Below are 17017 nucleotides of genomic sequence, written 5' to 3' on the forward strand. Positions count from 1 at the left end.
CTTCGGAGTCGCGCGCTCCTCTGCGCTTGGCGGGCGAACCGGGCTGCGGTTTCCCTCTCCGGACCGCGGCGCGACCGATTTTTTTTGTTGGGTCGGCACAACCGGCGACGAGTCGATGGGCACCGCCCGCTGCGGCAACTTCGCGCGATCGGGAACCGGTGCGACCCCGATGCCCTCGGCCTTCTCTGCTGGAGCCGCGAACCTTTGAATGCTCGCGGATGGGCGCTCGATGAAAGGCTCGCTCAAGAGCACGAACTCGCGCGTCAGGTTCTGGCGGCAGTTCAGTCGGACGATCAGCCGGACGAACGGCTCTTCGATGGCTTGGCTGCTGCGGATCGAGAGACGCCACTTCCGCCCATCTCCCAGGTCTGACGCGGCCACGCGGATTCTCGACGGCCCGATGCGGTTGGTTCCGTCGAACAGCTCGACGCTGATGCAATCGGCCGCCACCTCGTTCGGTGCATCGGCCAGCAAGGAAACATCGATCTCGAAAGGGCGCCCCAGCCACACCACCGAATTGGGCGTCGATATCTGCAGGGCCTGCGCCGACCCGACGACGGCAAAAAGGCTGGCAATGCTCGCGAATCGACCGAGGACAACGAAAGGTTTCATGTGTTGCGCAAATTCTGGCATGAAAGACGCGATTCGCGGCGAAATCCAAAGGTCGATAATCATTCCATGACAACACCGACCTATTTGAACGTGGGCATCGTCGGCGTAGGCGCTATGGGCCGGGGCATCGCCCAAGTTGCCGCCCAAGCGGGCAGCCGTGTGTTCCTCTACGACACCAACGCTGAAAACCTGAGCCTAGCCCGAACCGCCGTGCTCGATCAGTGGCGGCGCATGGTCGAGAAAGAACGCTTGACCCCCGCAGAAGCCGACTCGCTGGCCACCCGGCTGATGGCCTGCGAGACGTTGGAAGCCTTGCGGGATTGTGACCTCGTCATCGAAGCCATCGTGGAGCGGCTCGATGTGAAGTGTGAACTATTCGCCACACTCGAAGGCATCGTCGCGGCCGACGCGACGCTCGCGACGAACACCTCATCCTTGTCGGTGACGGCCATCGCAGCGTCATTGCGCCATCCCGGTCGATTCGCGGGCTACCACTTTTTCAACCCAGTGCCCCTCATGCGGGTCGTCGAGGTGGTGGCAGGGCTGCGTTCGGACGAGGCGACCTGCCGCAAGCTGACCCAGTACGCGCGTGACATGGGCCACCGGCCGGTACGCGCGCAAGACACGCCGGGCTTCATCGTCAACCATGCAGGGCGCGGCTACATCACGGAAGGGTTGCGGGTGGTTTCCGAGGGCGTGGCCGACTTCGCCACGGTCGATCGGATCCTGCGCGACCAGGTGGGATTCAAGTTGGGGCCGTTCGAGTTGCTCGACCTCACGGGCCTGGATGTGTCCCAACCGGTCATGGAGTCGATCTATCACCAGTATTACGAAGAGCCGCGCTTTCGGCCGAGCGTGATTGGGGCTCAGCGCCTCGCGGGCAAGGTCTTGGGCCGCAAGACCGGTGTAGGCTTCTACCGCTACGAGGGCGGAAAGCCCGTGGTTCCAGACGAGCCCCCGACACCTGAGGTGGCGGAGATGCCGCCGTTTTGGGTTTCGCCGCGTGCGGCGCGGCGATCGGAGCTGCTGGCCCTGATCCACCGTCTGGGTGGATCCATCGAAACAGGAGCCGCCCCCTCGGCCCAGGCGGTCACCCTGGTCGCGCCATTGGGCTTCGATGTCACGACCGTTTCGGTGGTCGAGCGGCTCGATCCGGCGCGAACCGTGGGCATCGACCTGCTGATCGACGACGCCGCGACGCGGCGGCGGGTACTTGCAACCAACCCGGCTACCCGCCGCGATGTCCGTGATGCCGCACATGCGCTCTTTGCGCGCGACGGCAAGGCGGTCAGTGTCATCCGAGACAGCGGCGGTTTCGTGACCCAACGCGTGTTGGCCACCATCGTCAACATCGGCTGCGACATTTGTCAGCAAGGCATTTGCACGCCCGAAGACCTCGAAGCCGCGGTCAGCCTGGGCCTGGGCTACCCCGCTGGACCCCTGGGCCTCGGCGACCGTTGCGGCGGCACGAACATTCTGGAAGTCCTCTTCAACCTCCAAACGGTCTACGGTGACCCCCGCTACCGACCGAGTCCCTGGCTGCGCCGTCGCGGCGCCCTGGGTTTGAGCCTCACCCACACGGAAGCCTGAGCCCGCCATGCCCGCCGAACTGCGCAGCACGACCGAAGATCAAACGCTGATCTTGACGCTCTCCAACCCCGAACACCGCAACGCACTGGGTCCGGAGATTTACGCCGCGGGCGTCGAGGCCCTCAACGCCGCCGAAAACAACGCCGAGGTCCGCAGCGTCATCCTCACGGGATCTCAGGGCGTATTCAGCGCGGGCGGCAATCTGCAGCGCCTGCGGGCCAATCGCGAACACCCCCCTGAATGGCAGGCGCGCAGCATCGATGGCCTGCACGACTGGATCGAAGCACTGCGTGCCTTCCCCAAGCCTGTCATCGCTGCGGTCGAAGGTCCGGCGGCCGGGGCCGGTTTTTCGCTCGCCCTCGCCTGTGACTTCATCGTCGCGGCGAGCAATGCCGTCTTTGTCATGGCGTACAGCAACATCGCCCTGTCGCCCGATGGCGGTGCCTCCTGGAGCCTTGCACGCGCGCTGCCGCGTCAACTCGTGGCTGAGTGGCTCATGCTTGCAGAGCGGGTGTCGGCCGCGCAATTACAGCGCTTCGGACTGGTTCACAGCGTCACGGAGCCGGGTTCGGCCTTGAACGAGGCCATGAATCTGGCGCGACGGCTCAATGCACGCGCCCCGAATGCGCTGGCCAGCATCAAGGAACTCCTCAACGAGGCCGCGCAGAACACGCTGGGCGCCCAGTTGGCTTTGGAGCGAGAGCACTTCGTGCGTAACCTCTTTCATGCCAACGCCGGCATCGGCATCCAGGCCTTCCTCGACAAAACGACACCCAAATACACGGCCTGACCCGGTCGAAGCAACGGCCTGGTCGTCACGCAAGGGACATTTTTTCGAACTTTAGTCGCCGATAAGACAAGCCATGGACGAGCCCATCCTTACGATCGAAGAACGAGAGGCCATCAACAGCGGCCGATGGTTTTCCTCACTTTCTCCTTCATTGCGTCACGACATTCTGCGATGTGCCTACGTCAAGCGATTCAAAGACAACGAGCTCATCGTGGCTCGCGGCGACCCGCCTCAAGAGTGGTCGGCCTGCGCGCGGGGAGCCGTGCGGGTCAGCTCGACCTCGTTGTCGGGCAAGCAAATCACGCTGACCTATGTCGAGCCGGGCGTTTGGTTTGGCGATGTCGCCATCTTCGACGGCGACCGGCGAACGCACGACGCTTACGCGCACGGCGACACGACGCTGCTGTGTGTCTCCCGATCCGATTTCAAGAAGATTCTCGCCACGCATGTCGAGCTGTACGAGGCGTTGGTGCGGCTGCAGGCGCGTCGCATCCGCCAACTGTACGGCTTGGTGGAAGACCTCAATACGCTGCCCCTGCGGGCGCGGCTGGCCAAGCAATTGCTGCATCTGGTGCGCAGCTACGGCGTTCCCTGCTTGTCCCAGGCGCACGAGACCCGAATCGGACTCCAATTGGCCCAGGAAGAACTCGCGCAGTTGCTGGGCGCATCACGACAGCGGGTCAATCAGGAACTCAAGGCCATGGAGCGCGAGGGCGCCATCCGCATCGAGCCCGGTGGCCTCGTGGTGCGCAATCGGGAAATACTCATGGCCATCGTCGAGAGCGAAAACTAGCAGCGACCCGTACCAACTTGCCGCTCCCCCTGTCCCGACATGACTGATTTCTCCAATTTCATCGGGACACGGGAGGTGTCCCCGGCCCACGCCTTCGACCTGGCCCGCCTCGAGTCCTGGCTGACCGAAAACCTGTCCGACTTCGCCGGACCTTTGAAGGTCGAAATGTTCAAGGGCGGCCAGTCGAACCCGACCTACAAGCTGCTGACACCCAGGCGCGCCTACGTCATGCGTGCCAAGCCCGGTCCCGTGGCCAAATTGCTGCCCTCGGCCCACGCCATCGAGCGGGAATATCGGGTTCAGAAAGCCCTGGCCGGCTCAGCCGTTCCGGTCGCGGAAATGCTCGTGCTGTGCGAAGACGAATCGGTGATCGGCCGCGCCTTTTATGTGATGGAGTTTCTCGATGGTCGCGTGCTTTGGGACCAGTCCCTTCCCAACCTGAGCCGCGACGAGCGAGCGGCGATCTACGATGAAATGAATCGGGTCATCGCGGCCCTGCACAGCGTCGAGCCGGACTCGGTCGGGCTTTCCGATTACGGCAAACCCGGCAACTATTTCGAGCGGCAGATCGCGCGGTGGAGCAAGCAGTACCAGGCTTCGATCACCGAGCCGATCGAAGCCATGGACCGCTTGATCGATTGGCTGCCCAGCCACATTCCTGCATCCGCGCGTGACGATCGGCTGGTGCGCATCGTGCATGGCGACTACCGGCTCGATAACCTGATGTTCGAGCGGGACCAGCCCGTGGTCCGTGCCGTTCTCGACTGGGAGCTCTCCACGCTGGGCCACCCGCTGGCGGACTTCAGCTACCACTGCATGGCTTGGCACATCCCCGTCGGGGCGTTTCGCGGCATCGGAGGGCTCGATCTCGAATCGCTCGGGATTCCGAGCGAAGCCGAATACATCGCCCGCTACTGCGAACGGACGGGCATTGCCAACCCCAAGGATCTACAGGCCGACTGGAATTTTTACCTCGCCTACAACCTTTTCCGCATCGCCGCGATCCTCCAAGGAATCGCCAAGCGGGTTGAGGCGGGCACCGCGTCGAGCGCCCAGGCACGGGCCTCCGCCGCTGGCGCGCGTCCCATGGCCGAGTTGGCTTGGACGTTCGCTCAGAAGGCCTAGCCAGCACCCGCTCCCCTGAAGAAAGAAGGACAACATGGATTTTCAATACAGCGACAAAGTCGAACAGCTGCGTGCACGCCTGCTGGCCTTCATGGATGAGCACATCTACCCCAACGAGTGGCGCTTCCATGACGAGGTGGCGCGCAACCGAGCCGCGGGCAATCCGTGGGTGCCCACGCGCATCATCGAAGAGCTCAAGCCCAAGGCCCGCGCGGCCGGGCTTTGGAATTTGTTTCTACCCCGCTCGCCTCGCGCGCCCGAAGGCCTGTCCAACCTCGAATACGCGCCCTTGTGCGAAATCATGGGGCGCGTCAGCTTCGCCGCAGAGGTCTTCAACTGCTCGGCCCCGGACACCGGGAACATGGAGACGCTGGAGCGCTATGCGAGCGAGGAGCTCAAGGATCGCTGGCTCGAACCTCTGTTGCGCGGAGAGATCCGCTCGGCCTTTCTCATGACCGAGCCCGAAGTGGCCTCCTCCGACGCGACGAACATCCAATGCCGGATCGAGCGCGATGGCGACCACTATGTCATCAACGGCCGGAAATGGTGGTCTTCAGGCGCGGGTGACCCCCGCTGCGCGGTCTATATCGTCATGGGCAAGACCGACCCCGACGCGCCCAAGCACCAGCAACAATCGATGATCGTGGTGCCCGCCGATACGCCGGGCATCCGAGTGCTGCGGCCGCTGACCGTTTTTGGCTGGGACGACGCGCCCCACGGCCACATGGAAATCCTGCTCGAAAACGTGCGCGTACCGGCCAGCAACCTCATCCTCGGCGAAGGCCGCGGCTTTGAAATCGCCCAGGGTCGGCTGGGGCCGGGACGCATCCACCATTGCATGCGCTCGATCGGCATGGCCGAGCGTGCGCTCGAACTGATGTGCCGACGACTCAACAGCCGGGTGGCTTTCGGCCAGCCGATCGCGCGCCAGTCCGTTTGGCAGGAACGGATTGCAGAGGCCCGCTGCATGATCGAACAAGCCCGACTGCTGACGCTGAAGGCCGCCTACATGATGGATACCGTGGGCAACAAGGCTGCGCGCGCCGAAATCGCCATGATCAAGATCGTGGCGCCCAACATCGCCTGCCAAATCATCGACTGGGCCATTCAGGCGCACGGCGGCGCCGGTGTCAGCGAGGACTTTCCGCTGGCGTATGCGTATGCACATCAACGCACGCTTCGGCTCGCCGACGGCCCAGACGAGGTGCATCGAAACTCGCTCGCCAAGCTCGAGCTCTCGAAGTACCTGGTGCGACAGGAGCCCGTCGAAATGCCGGTCACCCGCGGGTGTTGAAGGAGTCGCCGAGAAAGCGCGTCCTTGGGCTTAGAATAGGCCCTTCGTCGGAGCGTAGCGCAGCCTGGTAGCGCATCTGCTTTGGGAGCAGAGGGTCGCGAGTTCGAATCCCGCCGCTCCGACCATTCTTTCAAACCAAAAGCCGAGAGCTCCACCGGATTCCTGGGCTTTTGCGTCATCGAGCTGCCCGTAGCTCAACTGGATAGAGCAACGGCCTTCTAAGCCGTAGGTCGGGGGTTCGAGTCCCTCCGGGCAGGCCAAACCCGCCCAAGCATCAACCCGCTTCTGCCGTAGACACTCATCGGCGCAAGACCTGATCGACCCCCATATTGGCCAAGGCGTCGGCGCGCTCGTTTCCGGCATGTCCATTGTGGCCGCGCACCCAGTGCCAGCGAATCTGGTGGCCCGCCTCGTGGACGAGCGCGTCGAGCCGTTGCCAGAGATCCACGTTCTTCACCGGCTGCTTGGATGCGGTCTTCCAGCCACGCGCCTTCCAGCCGGCGATCCACTCGGTGATCCCCTTGCGAACGTATTCGCTGTCCAGATACAGATCGACCTGGCACGGACGCTTGAGCGCTTCGAGCGCTTGGATGACCGCGGTCAACTCCATGCGGTTGTTGGTCGTCTCGAGTTCTCCGCCGAACAGTTCCTTGCGGGAGGCGCCGGACTGCAGGATCACCCCCCAGCCGCCCGGGCCCGGGTTTCCTTTGCAGGCGCCATCGGTATGTATCTCGACGTGCGTTTTGGACATTTTCAGTCGTTTCCCTGCGTATTTCGGGTTTTGTTAGCTATGGTTATAGGAGCGGCCTGGGGACTGGGTGCGGCCTTCCAGCTGGCTTCGAGCAGGCGCACACCCCGCACCTTCTTGACCGCCGTGACGCAATAGGCCGCCCCAAAAATCGGCCACCACCGCGCCCCTGCGCGGTCCATCCAGCGAAAGCGCTGCAACCAGGCGGACTGCCGCAAGGCCGGGACGTAGACGCCAAATTGCACCGTTTCGACTTCAAAGCCCAGCAGCCGCAGCCAGTCTCGAAGCCGCCAGTACGCGATGAATTCACCGGCATCGGGCAGGAAAAGCTCGCCCAACCCCAGGCGCCGCAGCAGCCTCGCCCGCCTCTGCCGCAAGCCCCAGAGGCTCGCCGGGTTGAGGCCGCAGACCACCACGCGGCCCTCGGGGACCAGCACACGCTCCACCTCTCGCAGACAGGCATGGGCATCGCGGTGCAACTCCAAAGTGTGGGGGAGAACGACGAGATCGATGCTCTGCTCGGGAAACGGCAAAGCCGCATAGTCGCAGCCGAGAATCGAGCGTTCGCTCGTTTTCGGTGAGTTGCCCGCCTGATCCTGCGCAGCGGGCAACTCGGCCTGATCCAGCGCCAGCCAACGATGCGGCATGCGATTGGCCGCGAGCCCATCGATGTCGGACAAGCCCAGCTGGATGGCGTGGTAGCCGAAGACATCCGACACGCTGGCGTCGAGGCAGCCCCGCTCCCACCGGAGAAGGTGCTGCCCGGGCGGGGTCTGAAACCATTCGTGCAGGGCTCGGGCCGACTCGGGTGGGCTACCTATAATTCGCGCCTCCATGAAACTCGTTGCGCTGCCGGCGTTGACCGACAACTACATCTGGCTGCTCCACGACGGCGAGCAGGCGCTCGTCGTCGACCCCGGTGAGCCGCAACCGGTACGCACCGCGCTGAACGAACTCGGGCTGCGGTTGGCTGCGATTCTAGTCACGCACCATCACGCCGATCACACCGGAGGAGTCGCCGCGCTTGCCAAGGAAACGGGTGCAGCGGTCCACCTCCCCGCGCACGAGCTCATCCCGGTCGACGGTCATCGACATGCCGAGGGCGCGACGGTCGCGATCCTGGGCTTGCCATGGCAGGTGCTGGAGGTACCCGGGCACACACGCGGGCACATCGCGTGGTACGGCGCGGAGGTCGGGGGCACCCCCTTGCTTTTTTGCGGCGACACGCTGTTTTCCGCGGGCTGCGGCAGACTGTTCGAAGGAACGGCGCAGCAGATGCACGCCTCGGTGAGCCGGCTGGCCGCCCTGCCCGAGCCTACCCGCGTGTGCTGTGCGCACGAGTACACCCTGTCGAACCTCGCCTTTGCACGCGCGGTCGAGCCGCACAACCTCGAGCGCGACCGGTATGAAGCCCTCTGTCGCCATCGACGCGCGCAAGGCGAGCCCACCTTACCCTCCTCGATCGGACTCGAACGCGCGGTCAACCCTTTTTTGCGCTGCGGCGAAGTCGCGGTTCGTGACGCCGTGATCCGACATGCGGGCCTGCCCGCCGATGCCGATCAGGTCGCCCTCTTTGCCGCGCTGCGGCGCTGGAAAGACGAGTTCCGATGACCCCGAGTTGGTTTCACCCGCGGCTGGCGTGGCTGCTGTTGGCATTCATGGCCATGCTGTCAGGCTGCGCGTCCCTCGAGTCGCCCTCGACCGAGCGACGTTCGGCGGTCGACGCCGCGGCCGGGCACGGCCCAAAGCCCAGCACGAGCGGGGAGTCTGCACCCAACGCCCCGGGCCAGGGCCTTCAAGGCAGTGGGATTGGACCGGTCAAACCGCTGAGCCTGAACCCCATCGAACGCCCGCCCGTGGTGAGCCTGCGTCCGCCCGAAGACCTGTGGGAACGCATACGGCGGGGCTTTGCGATGCCCGACCTCGACAACGAGCTCGTGACCGACCGCATCCAGTGGTACAGCGCCCGCCCGGATTACATCCTGCGCATGACCGAGCGCTCGCAGCGCTACCTCTTCCACATCGTCGAAGAGCTCGAGCGGCGCAACATGCCGACCGAGATCGCCCTGCTGCCGTTCATCGAAAGCGCGTTCAACCCTCAGGCCGTGTCGAGCGCCAAGGCGGCCGGCATGTGGCAATTCATGCCACAAACCGGCAAATCCTTCGATCTGCGCCAAAACGCGTTTCGTGACGACCGGCGCGATGTGCTCGAATCGACGCGCGCCGCGCTCGACTACCTGCAGCGCCTCTACAACATGTTTGGCGACTGGCAGCTGGCGCTCGCCGCCTACAACTGGGGCGAAGGCAGCGTCAGCCGAGCGCTGGCCCGCAACAAGGCGGCCGGGCTGGGGCTGAGCTACAGCGACCTGAACATGCCGCAGGAAACACGTTTCTACGTGCCCAAGCTGCAAGCGGTAAAGAATCTGATCGCCAACCCCGAGGCCTATGGCATCCGGCTGCCGCGCATCGAAAACCACCCCTACTTCCAGTCGGTCCCGATTTCGCGCGACATCGATGTGGCCCTGGCCGCAAAGCTCGCCGAAATTTCGCTCGAAGACTTCCGCGCGCTCAACCCCTCGATGACCAAACCGGTCATCCTCGCCGCCGGCACGCCGCAGGTCTTGCTGCCCTGGGACAACGCCGCCGTGTTCGAGCGGAACCTCGCCAGCTATCAGGGCCGCCTGGCGAGTTGGACGGCCTGGGTCGCGCCTTCGACGATGAGCGTCGCCGAAGCGGCGCGCCGCACCGGCACGCCCGAGTCGGAGCTGCGCCGGGTCAACGGCATTCCCCCGAAAATGCTGATCAAGGCTGGCTCGACCTTGCTCGTAACCCGCTCCGAAGCCAAGGATGCCGACGTCCCCGAAGCCGTGGCCGATCATGGCCAAGTGGCTCTGGCGCCGGAAGTCACGCTGCGCCGAGCCGTCATCCATGCCCGGCGCGGCGACAGCGTCGAAAGCCTCGCCAAGCGTTACGGCGTCGCTGCGGCAACGCTCGCGCACTGGAACAATGTCGGAGTCAAGACCCAATTCCGCCCCGGCCAGGCCGTCACCCTGCTCCTTCCAACGCGCGCCACCCCGAATCGATCGCAGGCCGCGGCACCCGCACGGAAAGCCCCGGCCAAGGCGACGAGCATCCGATCCGCGCCCAGCACACCGAAGGCGACCTCGACTCAAAGCCGCAATCGCGCCCGCGCGAGCAAGGCATAGTGCTCGGTGTGCAGCCGGCTGAGGCTGAGCGGGACGCCGGACAGTTCAGGGTAAAGACGGACAAGGGTGCGCCAAGCCGTCCTTGCCCCGCCTTCGGGTAAGCCACCATCGGCGGTGTAGCCCTGCAAAGAGACGGCAACCGCGGCCGAGGTCGTGCCCACATCCCGCGCCCAGGCGGCCTTGGAAGCCAGTGCGTTCCAGTCCGAGAGTTCCGCCGTACGCAGCCACTTCAGCGCCTGGAAAACGGCCTGAGCCACGCGCTCGATCCCCGGATCACCGGCCTTCGAACGTGCATAGGGCGCAAACAAGCAACCGCCAGGCATCGCGCCTTGAAACAACGCATCCGAACTGCGCACCGAACGCGAATCCGCCAGGACACGGACATCGCCCGAGCGTTCCAGCCGGGTCATCCACGGATCGAGGCCGCAAAAGCCATCGATCGAGCCGGCCCGTAATGCCTCGGCCGCACGGGCCTCGGCGCCGACCGGAACCACGCGAACCGCAGATTCCGGAACGCCGGCATCGAGCAGCACCAGCCGAAGGAAGCGGTGCGAAGCCGAGCCGAGCGAGGTGACACCCACAAGCTTGCCAACCAAATGCTGGATCGTCGGCTGGGGCGGCAAGGTGCGGCTCGATGCCGCCAGCACCAATTGCGGCGTGCGTCCATAGACGAAAAAGCTCTGCAGGGAAGCGCCACGGGCGTTGGCAAGAACGAGCGCATCGAAGGGCCCTGCGCCGACATCCGCATGGCCTTCGCGCACCGCTTCGAGCGCCGCCATCCCGCCCGGGTATTCCCAGAGATGCACCTCCACCCCAGCGGCGGCAAAAAAACCGAGCGCCGCGGCGAGCTTGATCGGCAGGTCGTAGAGGGTGTCTGCGGCACCGACGGCCAAATCCACGACCGGCAATGGGCTGCCCAAGGCAAGGCTCGGACGGCCCAGCGCCGCGGCGCCAAGCCACAGCAAACATGCGCGTCGAGTACACCCTGCCACCGCCATCCGTCCCCCTGGCCGGTCGAGCCCGGCTGGCGCAGCCTAGCTCAGGGATGGCGCAGGCACATCGGGGGAACTCCGGCCGGGTTTTCCCGCGCCATCAAGGAAACGCCTGCAGCCTCAGTTCAACGGTAGCCGAGGAAGAGGATGGCGATGTTGAGCGCGAACGCCAGGGTCCAGACCACGGAGCGAATCAGCGCCCAGTCCGCGACGTAACACAGGATGTAGGCGAGCCGCAGAAAAATGAAGAACACCGCGGCCAAATCCAGCCAGGCCTGGCTGGCGCCCAGTTGGTGCGCGATGATCACCGCGCCGATGAAGAAGGGCAGCGCTTCGAAGCTGTTGGCTTGGGCCGCATTGGCGCGCGCTCTCCAGCCCGCCTGTCGGACAAGCCAGGCACGTGGCTGGTGGTTGTCATAGCCGCCTTGGCTGGCTGGCCGGCCGAATTCGCCCCACTTGGCCAGTCCCGCGCACACGATGGGTAGCAAGGCTGCTGCCAGCACGCACCAATAAGCCACGGTGAAATGCACAGCGGTCGTCATCGTTGGGCTCATCGAAACTTCCTGCTTTTCATGTGAATTCGGCTGCCGCCCGCAAAAAATGCACTTTATGCGCTCTCATTTTTGCATCAGCGACGATCGACCAAGGCGTGCGCGATGGTGCCGAGATCGACATATTCGAGCTCGCTGCCGGCCGGAACACCCCGTGCCAAGCGGGTGACGCTCAGCCCGCGTAGGCGCAGCGCTTCGCCGATCACGTGCGCAGTCGCCTCGCCTTCGGCGGTGAAGTTGGTCGCGAGGATCACCTCGCGCACCACGCCGTCGCATGCGCGCTCGAACAGCTCCCCGAGACCGAGTTCCCGAGGGCCGATGCCGTCGAGCGGACTGAGCTTGCCCATGAGCACGAAGTATCGCCCCCGATACGCCGCGGTGCGCTCGATCGCGGCCTGATCCGCCGGGGTCTCCACGACGCAAAGTTGGCTGGCGTCGCGCCGCGGGTCGGAGCAGGTCGCACAAAGCTCCGCCTCCGTGAAGGTATGGCACAGCGCGCAGTGCCGCATGCGTGCATCGGCCTCCTGCAGCGCTTGCGCCAGCACGCGCATCGACGCCCGGTCATGCTGGAGCAAATGAAAGGCCATACGCTGCGCCGACTTCACCCCCACGCCGGGCAGCCGCCGCAGCGCCTGGATCAGTTGCTCGAGCGAGCTGGTGTCAGCCATGACGGAGGTGGATCGCTTTGCAGCCTTTCAGAGCGCTCGGGCCCGGCAAAGCCCACTGCGGGCATGGCCGAGGGTGGCCACGTGGCCCTCTTCTGCTTGGAAGTACCGCTGCGCGACCCAAGGCAAGGTCTCTCAGAAGGGGAACTTCATGCCGCCCGGCAAACCCGGCATCCCGGCGGTCAGCTTGCCGAGCTTTTCCTGCTCGGTTTCGGCGGCCTTGCGCACCGCGGCATTGAACGCCGCGGCAACGAGATCCTCGAGCATCTCTGGGTCATCGGCGAGCAGACTTGGGTCGATCGTGACCCGTCGAACCTCGTGTTTGCAGGTCATGAGCACCTTGACGAGGCCACCGCCGGCCTCGCCTTCGACCTCGATGTGCGCCAACTCCTCTTGGGCGCGCTTGAGGTTTTCCTGCATCGCCTGGGCCTGCTTCATCAGCCCGGCCAACTGACCTTTGTTGAACATTCTCTGACTCCGTTGTAAGAACTCATTTGGCCCGTGCACCGACCCGACACCCACGCGGGACGGACACGCGATCCTGCTGCCTCACCGCTCACAGCGCTGCGAGACTCCCGGGCACGATTTTCGCGCCAAAGCTGCGCATCATCTCTTGCGTCCAGGGATCGGCTGCGACCCAAGCCTCGGCCCGGGCCAGCCGCGCCTGCGCTCGGCGGGCCAGGCGCTGTGCGGGGCTGTTCTCGGCCCGCCCCAACTCCACACAAAGGCGCACCGCATGGCCTTCTGCGGCCAACGCCGCCTCGAGCCGCTGCGCCATCTGCGGCTGGGCCAGTGCCTCGGCCTCGACCCGAAGCACCCACACGTTGCCGTCGCGCCGCACGAGCTCGGACTGGAGCGCCAGCTCACGCACGAGCGCTCCGATCCGCTCGGAGCCGATCAGGCGCATGACCAAACCATGCCAAAACACATCGTCCGCGTCCGAAACGGCAGGAGCCTCGGCCGGTTCCGCGGTCGCGGCGCCGCCGGTGGGCGGAACGCTCGAACCGTCAACCGGCCGCCCAAGATCGCTCCGCGCCCCGACGTTTGCTGTCGCCGAACGATACGGCTGCGGCTGCGGCTGCGGCTGCGGCTGCGGCTGCGGCTGCGGCTGCGGCGACTGTGCTGCATGCGGTCCCTCGGGCAGATGCGCGAGCGCGTCCTCGTCCGGCGTCACGGCCGGGCTCTCCACCCGCTCGAACGAACCGGCCGGCGACGGCCCCGGGGCCTCTCGTCCGCTCAGCGGAGGCGCCGGTGCGGCGCCAGCCCCAGCCCCCAGCCGGGGGCTGATTTCATCCTTGGCCCTCAACGGGCTTTTTTTTTCTTCGGGCGAAGACGGCGACTTGAACGCCAAGAAGCGCAGCAGAACCATCGTCAACGCCGCGTATTCGTCCACCGCCAAGCCCAACTCCTGACGGCCATGCAGGCAAATGCTGTAGAGGAGCTGGGTCTCGTCGGCTGCCAAGGCTTGCGACAAGCGCTGCAGCTGCGCCTCGTCTGCCTCGTCTCGGGCCGCTGCCGCTTCGGGAACCGCTTGACGCACCGCGACGTCCTGGAGGACAGCAACCATTTCATCGAGCATCGCGCCCGCTTGCAGTCCCTGCACGCGCATGGCCTCGATGGATTCGATCACCGTTCGGCCCGCGCCGTGCGACAGCGCCTCGAGCACCTGCCACATCAGACTGCGGTCCGCACTGCCCAGCATCTGGCGCACGGCCGCTTCGCGCAGCGCGCCCCCACCGTAGGCAATCGCTTGGTCGGTCAGGCTTAGCGCATCGCGCATCGAGCCACGGGCGGCGCGAGCCAGCAGGCGCAAGGCCGATGCTTCGAAATCGATGGACTCGGCGGCAAGCACGCGCTGCAGATGCTCCGCAACGGTCTCCGGCGCCATGGGACGCAGGTTGAACTGCAGGCAGCGGCTCAAGACCGTGACCGGCACCTTCTGCGGGTCGGTCGTCGCCAAGACGAATTTCAAATATTCGGGAGGCTCCTCCAGCGTTTTGAGCATCGCATTGAAGGCGTGCCCGGTCAGCATGTGAACCTCGTCGATCATGAAGACCTTGTAGCGCCCCTGCACGGGCTTGTAGACCGCCTGCTCGAGCAGGCTTTGAACTTCGGCAACGCCACGGTTCGAGGCGGCGTCGAGCTCGGTGTAGTCCACGAAGCGCCCGGCGTCGATCTCCACGCAGGCCGGGCAAACCCCACAAGGCGTGGCCGTCACGCCGCCTTGTCCATCGACGCCCTGGCAATTGAGCGACTTCGCCAGAATGCGCGACACCGTCGTCTTGCCGACGCCCCGCGTTCCGGTGAACAAGTACGCATGATGCAAACGCCCCGTGGACAAGGCGTTGGTCAAGGCGCGAACGACGGCGTCTTGCCCAACCATCTCGGAAAAGGTCCGAGGACGATACTTCCGAGCCAGAACCAAATAGGGAGCCATCGCGCCATTCTACGGGGGCCCCGGCGTGTTCCGGACGGCACGGCCACCGACCGCCGAGGAACGAACGGGAGTGCGTACCGGACCGTCCCCGAGTAGACAGCAACATCCAAAATCGCCTCACGAGGGGGCTGGTCGAACGCGCAAGTCGAGAGTATGCTGCAGTGCGTCAAACCATCCATCCCGATGGAACGTTTACTGCCAGCCCTTCCTCGGCTCGAGGATTGCATGCATCCCACACTTGACCTGCCAGCCCAAGCGACCCAACCTGGCCCGACGCCCGTGACGACCGCGTCGGACATCCCCAAGCTCATCGCCGCCCTCGAGGGTTGTTTGCACCCGCGCGCGCAGCGGCTGCGCGCCTGTCTCGAGCGCGAGCCGCAAGGCGCCGAGCTCGAACGCGTGCGGATTGAAGTGCTTGGCCTATTGACACTCTCCTTCGGCCGCCGGGAAGCGCTGCGTCGACTAGAATAGCCAACGACGGGCCTTCCCGCATGGCAAAGCAGCCAACCGGGTCAGGTGGGGAACCAAGCAGCCCTAACTGTGGAGTCAGTGCCGGGGTCAAGGCTCGTCACCCAACAAAAAACCCTGCGTGTGCGACGCAGGGTTTTCTTTTAGGGCAACGCCTTACAAGTCCGCCTTGCGGCTGTCGAGCGGGGTAAGGAAGGAATTTTCCTGAGGCGCATAGACGACCGGGGCTGCAGGCATTCCCTCGGGCATCGCAGTGAGGGGGCCGGCGACCGAGGCTTCATCGGAACCACCGAGGGATGAAATCTCACTCTGACGGATGACCCGCTGCCGCTCGACGGCGGCATGAAGTGCTGCTCGGGCGACCTTGATTGCCTCTCCTTCCGCGGCGTTGGCGCGGGTCATGGCGGCACCGGTGTCGCCAAGGAATGCCGTGCGTATATCCGTGATGGTCGGCAAGCGCTCCGGGTTCACGATCCAATACGCGATGCCGCACTGGGTCAACAGGGTTTGCTTGAGTTGCCGGTTCGACTCGGACAGGCCCTTGCGCCCTGGAACATCGACGCAGCCGAGAACCTGCCCGCCCGCGGTGCAGACCGTAAAGGTGCAGTAGACACCATTGAGGATTTCATACCATTGCCGTGCGTCCTCGCCCTTCCGAGGTAACGTGAATCGCGTAACGGCCACCTTGATCATGACGTGGTGGTCGTAGAAGGCACGAACCAGCCAACGCCAGACGCGCCGCTCCTCGCTGTTGGCCAGCAGCCGCGGCACGAGCGGCCAGTGGCGCGGCAAGCGACGCGGCGCACGAGCCGCCCGACGCTGCAGCCACCGGGCCAGCGCAACGCCGGCGCCCAGACCCGCAGCCAACGCCAACACCACCGAAATCCAAACAACGCCATAGAGGCCCATGATCACCGCTCCATCCCCTTGCCGGGGTTGTTACCAACTGTATTGGATTGCGATGGATCCAGCGAGGACATATTCCACAGTTTGAACCTAAATCCGGCAGTTGGGCGCGCCCGAGCGGGCCGTCATCGGGCGCGCGGGCAAGGCGCAAACCGCAGCCATGGCGCTTGCCATGGCGAGGATTTGCAACGCCGCCCCCGGGCCCGAGGGCGGCTTGACCGGGTGCGCAGCGCTCACCCGAGCAGTGAACCGCCTCCGCAGCAAAAAACATCGCAACAACAACACCTTGCATTCAGCGCGAAGCGGTCAACTGCCGGATTCAGGTTGAATGCCTTTGCGCCACATTTTGCTGGCCTCCTACAGACCGAATGCCAGAAGTGTCCCGAAGTTGGCCAGATGCCTCGAGGTGCACATCGGGAAAACGACGATGCGCAGTCAAGCGCCAGTGGGAATAATCTCTGCAAAAGTTACATTCTGTTTGGAACACCTTTTACCCGCCTTACCTCGACGACATGACCCCCGCGGATTTCACATCGACCATCCTCGGAAAAACGCCCGTCGGCACCGAGGAGATGCAGGCGCGCAAACTCGGCCTCTCCCCCTGGAGCGTCGCGTATTGATCCTGATCGACGGCAAGCGGAGCTATGCCGAACTCGCGGTGCTGGCGGGCAACGTCTCGCTGCCAGAGGTCCTCGCCGTGCTGTGGGAGAAAGGCTGCATCCATTCGCTGGGGCGGGCGGCAACCTCCGCCTCGTCGACGGCGTCGCGCTCGGCCAGCCCGGCGCCGGCCCCGGCAACCCGTCCTTCTGAGCCGGACGACCTTGCCATGCTCCCCGCCCC

At 65.0% G+C, this 17017-nt stretch carries 18 protein-coding genes, 2 tRNA genes, 1 other RNA gene and 1 pseudogene; 12 read left to right on the plus strand and 10 right to left on the minus strand.

Annotated elements, in window-relative coordinates; all coding sequences use genetic code 11:
• A partial coding sequence (locus JHC36_RS09895; RefSeq protein ID WP_287918644.1) for a type IV pilus assembly protein FimV occupies nucleotides 1-675 on the minus strand: 675 nt, incomplete at its 3' end.
• Nucleotides 676-678: 3 nt separating this feature from the next.
• Here JHC36_RS09895 and JHC36_RS09900 point away from each other — a divergent pair.
• The 7 genes from JHC36_RS09900 (at nucleotide 679) to JHC36_RS09930 (ending at nucleotide 6464) form a co-directional block, all read left to right on the plus strand.
• Entirely contained in the window at nucleotides 679-2202 is a 1524-nt protein-coding gene (locus tag JHC36_RS09900) for a 3-hydroxyacyl-CoA dehydrogenase (protein WP_287918645.1), read from the plus strand.
• Between the two features lie 7 nt (nucleotides 2203-2209).
• Complete coding sequence (locus tag JHC36_RS09905) at nucleotides 2210-2992, plus strand: oxepin-CoA hydrolase, alternative type (protein ID WP_124221472.1); 783 nt, start codon at nucleotides 2210-2212, stop codon at nucleotides 2990-2992.
• Between the two features lie 73 nt (nucleotides 2993-3065).
• The gene (locus JHC36_RS09910) at nucleotides 3066-3785 is read left to right on the plus strand and encodes a Crp/Fnr family transcriptional regulator (protein WP_287918655.1); all 720 of its coding nucleotides are present in this window, start codon (nucleotides 3066-3068) and stop codon (nucleotides 3783-3785) included.
• A gap of 39 nt (nucleotides 3786-3824) precedes the next feature.
• On the plus strand, nucleotides 3825-4910 hold the full coding sequence (locus tag JHC36_RS09915) for a phosphotransferase family protein (RefSeq protein ID WP_287918656.1): 1086 nt from the start codon (nucleotides 3825-3827) through the stop codon (nucleotides 4908-4910).
• Between the two features lie 34 nt (nucleotides 4911-4944).
• A complete protein-coding gene (locus tag JHC36_RS09920; protein ID WP_124221466.1) occupies nucleotides 4945-6204 on the plus strand; it encodes an acyl-CoA dehydrogenase family protein in 1260 nt (419 codons plus the stop codon).
• 48 nt (nucleotides 6205-6252) lie between these two features.
• Nucleotides 6253-6329, plus strand: a tRNA-Pro gene (locus JHC36_RS09925).
• 58 nt (nucleotides 6330-6387) lie between these two features.
• Nucleotides 6388-6464: transfer RNA gene (locus JHC36_RS09930), tRNA-Arg, on the plus strand.
• Nucleotides 6465-6502: 38 nt separating this feature from the next.
• On the opposite strand, the gene rnhA is transcribed toward JHC36_RS09930, so the two are convergent.
• Nucleotides 6503-6955 carry a ribonuclease HI gene (gene rnhA, locus JHC36_RS09935; protein WP_287918657.1) on the minus strand — a complete coding sequence of 151 codons (453 nt, stop codon included), beginning with the start codon at nucleotides 6953-6955 and terminating at the stop codon, nucleotides 6503-6505.
• Nucleotides 6956-6957: 2 nt separating this feature from the next.
• Entirely contained in the window at nucleotides 6958-7788 is an 831-nt protein-coding gene (locus tag JHC36_RS09940; RefSeq protein WP_503007035.1) for a class I SAM-dependent methyltransferase, read from the minus strand.
• On the opposite strand from JHC36_RS09940, the gene gloB reads away from it, so the two are divergent.
• Together gloB and JHC36_RS09950 are read left to right on the plus strand one after the other, a co-directional pair.
• The gene (gene gloB / locus JHC36_RS09945; RefSeq protein ID WP_287918659.1) at nucleotides 7787-8563 is read left to right on the plus strand and encodes a hydroxyacylglutathione hydrolase; all 777 of its coding nucleotides are present in this window, start codon (nucleotides 7787-7789) and stop codon (nucleotides 8561-8563) included. The two genes, JHC36_RS09940 and gloB, sit on opposite strands and share 2 nt — an antisense overlap.
• Complete coding sequence (locus JHC36_RS09950) at nucleotides 8560-10158, plus strand: transglycosylase SLT domain-containing protein (protein WP_287918661.1); 1599 nt, start codon at nucleotides 8560-8562, stop codon at nucleotides 10156-10158. The genes gloB and JHC36_RS09950 overlap by 4 nt, the downstream gene beginning before the upstream one ends.
• Here the strand turns inward: JHC36_RS09950 and JHC36_RS09955 are convergent.
• From JHC36_RS09955 to dnaX, 5 genes are all read right to left on the minus strand, one after another.
• Nucleotides 10122-11057, minus strand: coding sequence for an ABC transporter substrate-binding protein (locus JHC36_RS09955; RefSeq protein ID WP_287918663.1), 936 nt, complete (start codon nucleotides 11055-11057; stop codon nucleotides 10122-10124). The genes JHC36_RS09950 and JHC36_RS09955 overlap by 37 nt on opposite strands.
• Before the next feature lie 218 nt (nucleotides 11058-11275).
• Nucleotides 11276-11692, minus strand: coding sequence for an MAPEG family protein (locus tag JHC36_RS09960; protein ID WP_503007036.1), 417 nt, complete (start codon nucleotides 11690-11692; stop codon nucleotides 11276-11278).
• 86 nt (nucleotides 11693-11778) lie between these two features.
• Nucleotides 11779-12369, minus strand: coding sequence for a recombination mediator RecR (gene recR / locus JHC36_RS09965; RefSeq protein WP_287918667.1), 591 nt, complete (start codon nucleotides 12367-12369; stop codon nucleotides 11779-11781).
• Between the two features lie 132 nt (nucleotides 12370-12501).
• Entirely contained in the window at nucleotides 12502-12834 is a 333-nt protein-coding gene (locus JHC36_RS09970; protein ID WP_124221450.1) for a YbaB/EbfC family nucleoid-associated protein, read from the minus strand.
• 88 nt (nucleotides 12835-12922) lie between these two features.
• A complete protein-coding gene (dnaX, locus tag JHC36_RS09975; protein WP_287918668.1) occupies nucleotides 12923-14803 on the minus strand; it encodes a DNA polymerase III subunit gamma/tau in 1881 nt (626 codons plus the stop codon).
• 225 nt (nucleotides 14804-15028) lie between these two features.
• On the opposite strand from dnaX, the gene JHC36_RS09980 reads away from it, so the two are divergent.
• Both JHC36_RS09980 and ffs read left to right on the plus strand, forming a co-directional pair.
• Nucleotides 15029-15274, plus strand: coding sequence for a hypothetical protein (locus JHC36_RS09980; protein WP_287918669.1), 246 nt, complete (start codon nucleotides 15029-15031; stop codon nucleotides 15272-15274).
• Between the two features lie 5 nt (nucleotides 15275-15279).
• Nucleotides 15280-15376: signal recognition particle sRNA small type (gene ffs, locus JHC36_RS09985), an RNA gene on the plus strand.
• 51 nt (nucleotides 15377-15427) lie between these two features.
• Here the strand turns inward: ffs and JHC36_RS09990 are convergent.
• Nucleotides 15428-16180 carry a DUF2726 domain-containing protein gene (locus JHC36_RS09990; RefSeq protein ID WP_287918671.1) on the minus strand — a complete coding sequence of 251 codons (753 nt, stop codon included), beginning with the start codon at nucleotides 16178-16180 and terminating at the stop codon, nucleotides 15428-15430.
• 87 nt (nucleotides 16181-16267) lie between these two features.
• Complete coding sequence (locus JHC36_RS09995; RefSeq protein ID WP_287918673.1) at nucleotides 16268-16414, minus strand: hypothetical protein; 147 nt, start codon at nucleotides 16412-16414, stop codon at nucleotides 16268-16270.
• Nucleotides 16415-16793: 379 nt separating this feature from the next.
• Here JHC36_RS09995 and JHC36_RS10000 point away from each other — a divergent pair.
• Nucleotides 16794-17017, plus strand: a pseudogene (locus tag JHC36_RS10000) (hypothetical protein); the annotation flags it as partial.

It is taken from the genome of Tibeticola sp. (genome assembly GCF_022759015.1).
Classification (GTDB): Bacteria; Pseudomonadota; Gammaproteobacteria; order Burkholderiales; family Burkholderiaceae_C; genus Tibeticola; species Tibeticola sediminis.

Excerpts from the sequence above, each read along its gene's own strand:
- JHC36_RS09905 (WP_124221472.1), top strand. The coding sequence starts at position 2,210 with ATGCCCGCCGAACTGCGCAGCACGACCGAAGATCAAACGCTGATCTTG.
- JHC36_RS09940 (WP_503007035.1), bottom strand. The coding sequence starts at position 7,788 with ATGGAGGCGCGAATTATAGGTAGCCCACCCGAGTCGGCCCGAGCCCTG.
- dnaX (WP_287918668.1), bottom strand. The coding sequence starts at position 14,803 with ATGGCTCCCTATTTGGTTCTGGCTCGGAAGTATCGTCCTCGGACCTTT.
- gloB (WP_287918659.1), top strand. The coding sequence starts at position 7,787 with ATGAAACTCGTTGCGCTGCCGGCGTTGACCGACAACTACATCTGGCTG.
- rnhA (WP_287918657.1), bottom strand. The coding sequence starts at position 6,955 with ATGTCCAAAACGCACGTCGAGATACATACCGATGGCGCCTGCAAAGGA.
- JHC36_RS09915 (WP_287918656.1), top strand. The coding sequence starts at position 3,825 with ATGACTGATTTCTCCAATTTCATCGGGACACGGGAGGTGTCCCCGGCC.
- JHC36_RS09990 (WP_287918671.1), bottom strand. The coding sequence starts at position 16,180 with ATGGGCCTCTATGGCGTTGTTTGGATTTCGGTGGTGTTGGCGTTGGCT.
- JHC36_RS09970 (WP_124221450.1), bottom strand. The coding sequence starts at position 12,834 with ATGTTCAACAAAGGTCAGTTGGCCGGGCTGATGAAGCAGGCCCAGGCG.
- JHC36_RS09980 (WP_287918669.1), top strand. The coding sequence starts at position 15,029 with ATGCATCCCACACTTGACCTGCCAGCCCAAGCGACCCAACCTGGCCCG.
- JHC36_RS09950 (WP_287918661.1), top strand. The coding sequence starts at position 8,560 with ATGACCCCGAGTTGGTTTCACCCGCGGCTGGCGTGGCTGCTGTTGGCA.
- JHC36_RS09900 (WP_287918645.1), top strand. The coding sequence starts at position 679 with ATGACAACACCGACCTATTTGAACGTGGGCATCGTCGGCGTAGGCGCT.
- JHC36_RS09920 (WP_124221466.1), top strand. The coding sequence starts at position 4,945 with ATGGATTTTCAATACAGCGACAAAGTCGAACAGCTGCGTGCACGCCTG.
- JHC36_RS09960 (WP_503007036.1), bottom strand. The coding sequence starts at position 11,692 with ATGACGACCGCTGTGCATTTCACCGTGGCTTATTGGTGCGTGCTGGCA.
- JHC36_RS09910 (WP_287918655.1), top strand. The coding sequence starts at position 3,066 with ATGGACGAGCCCATCCTTACGATCGAAGAACGAGAGGCCATCAACAGC.
- recR (WP_287918667.1), bottom strand. The coding sequence starts at position 12,369 with ATGGCTGACACCAGCTCGCTCGAGCAACTGATCCAGGCGCTGCGGCGG.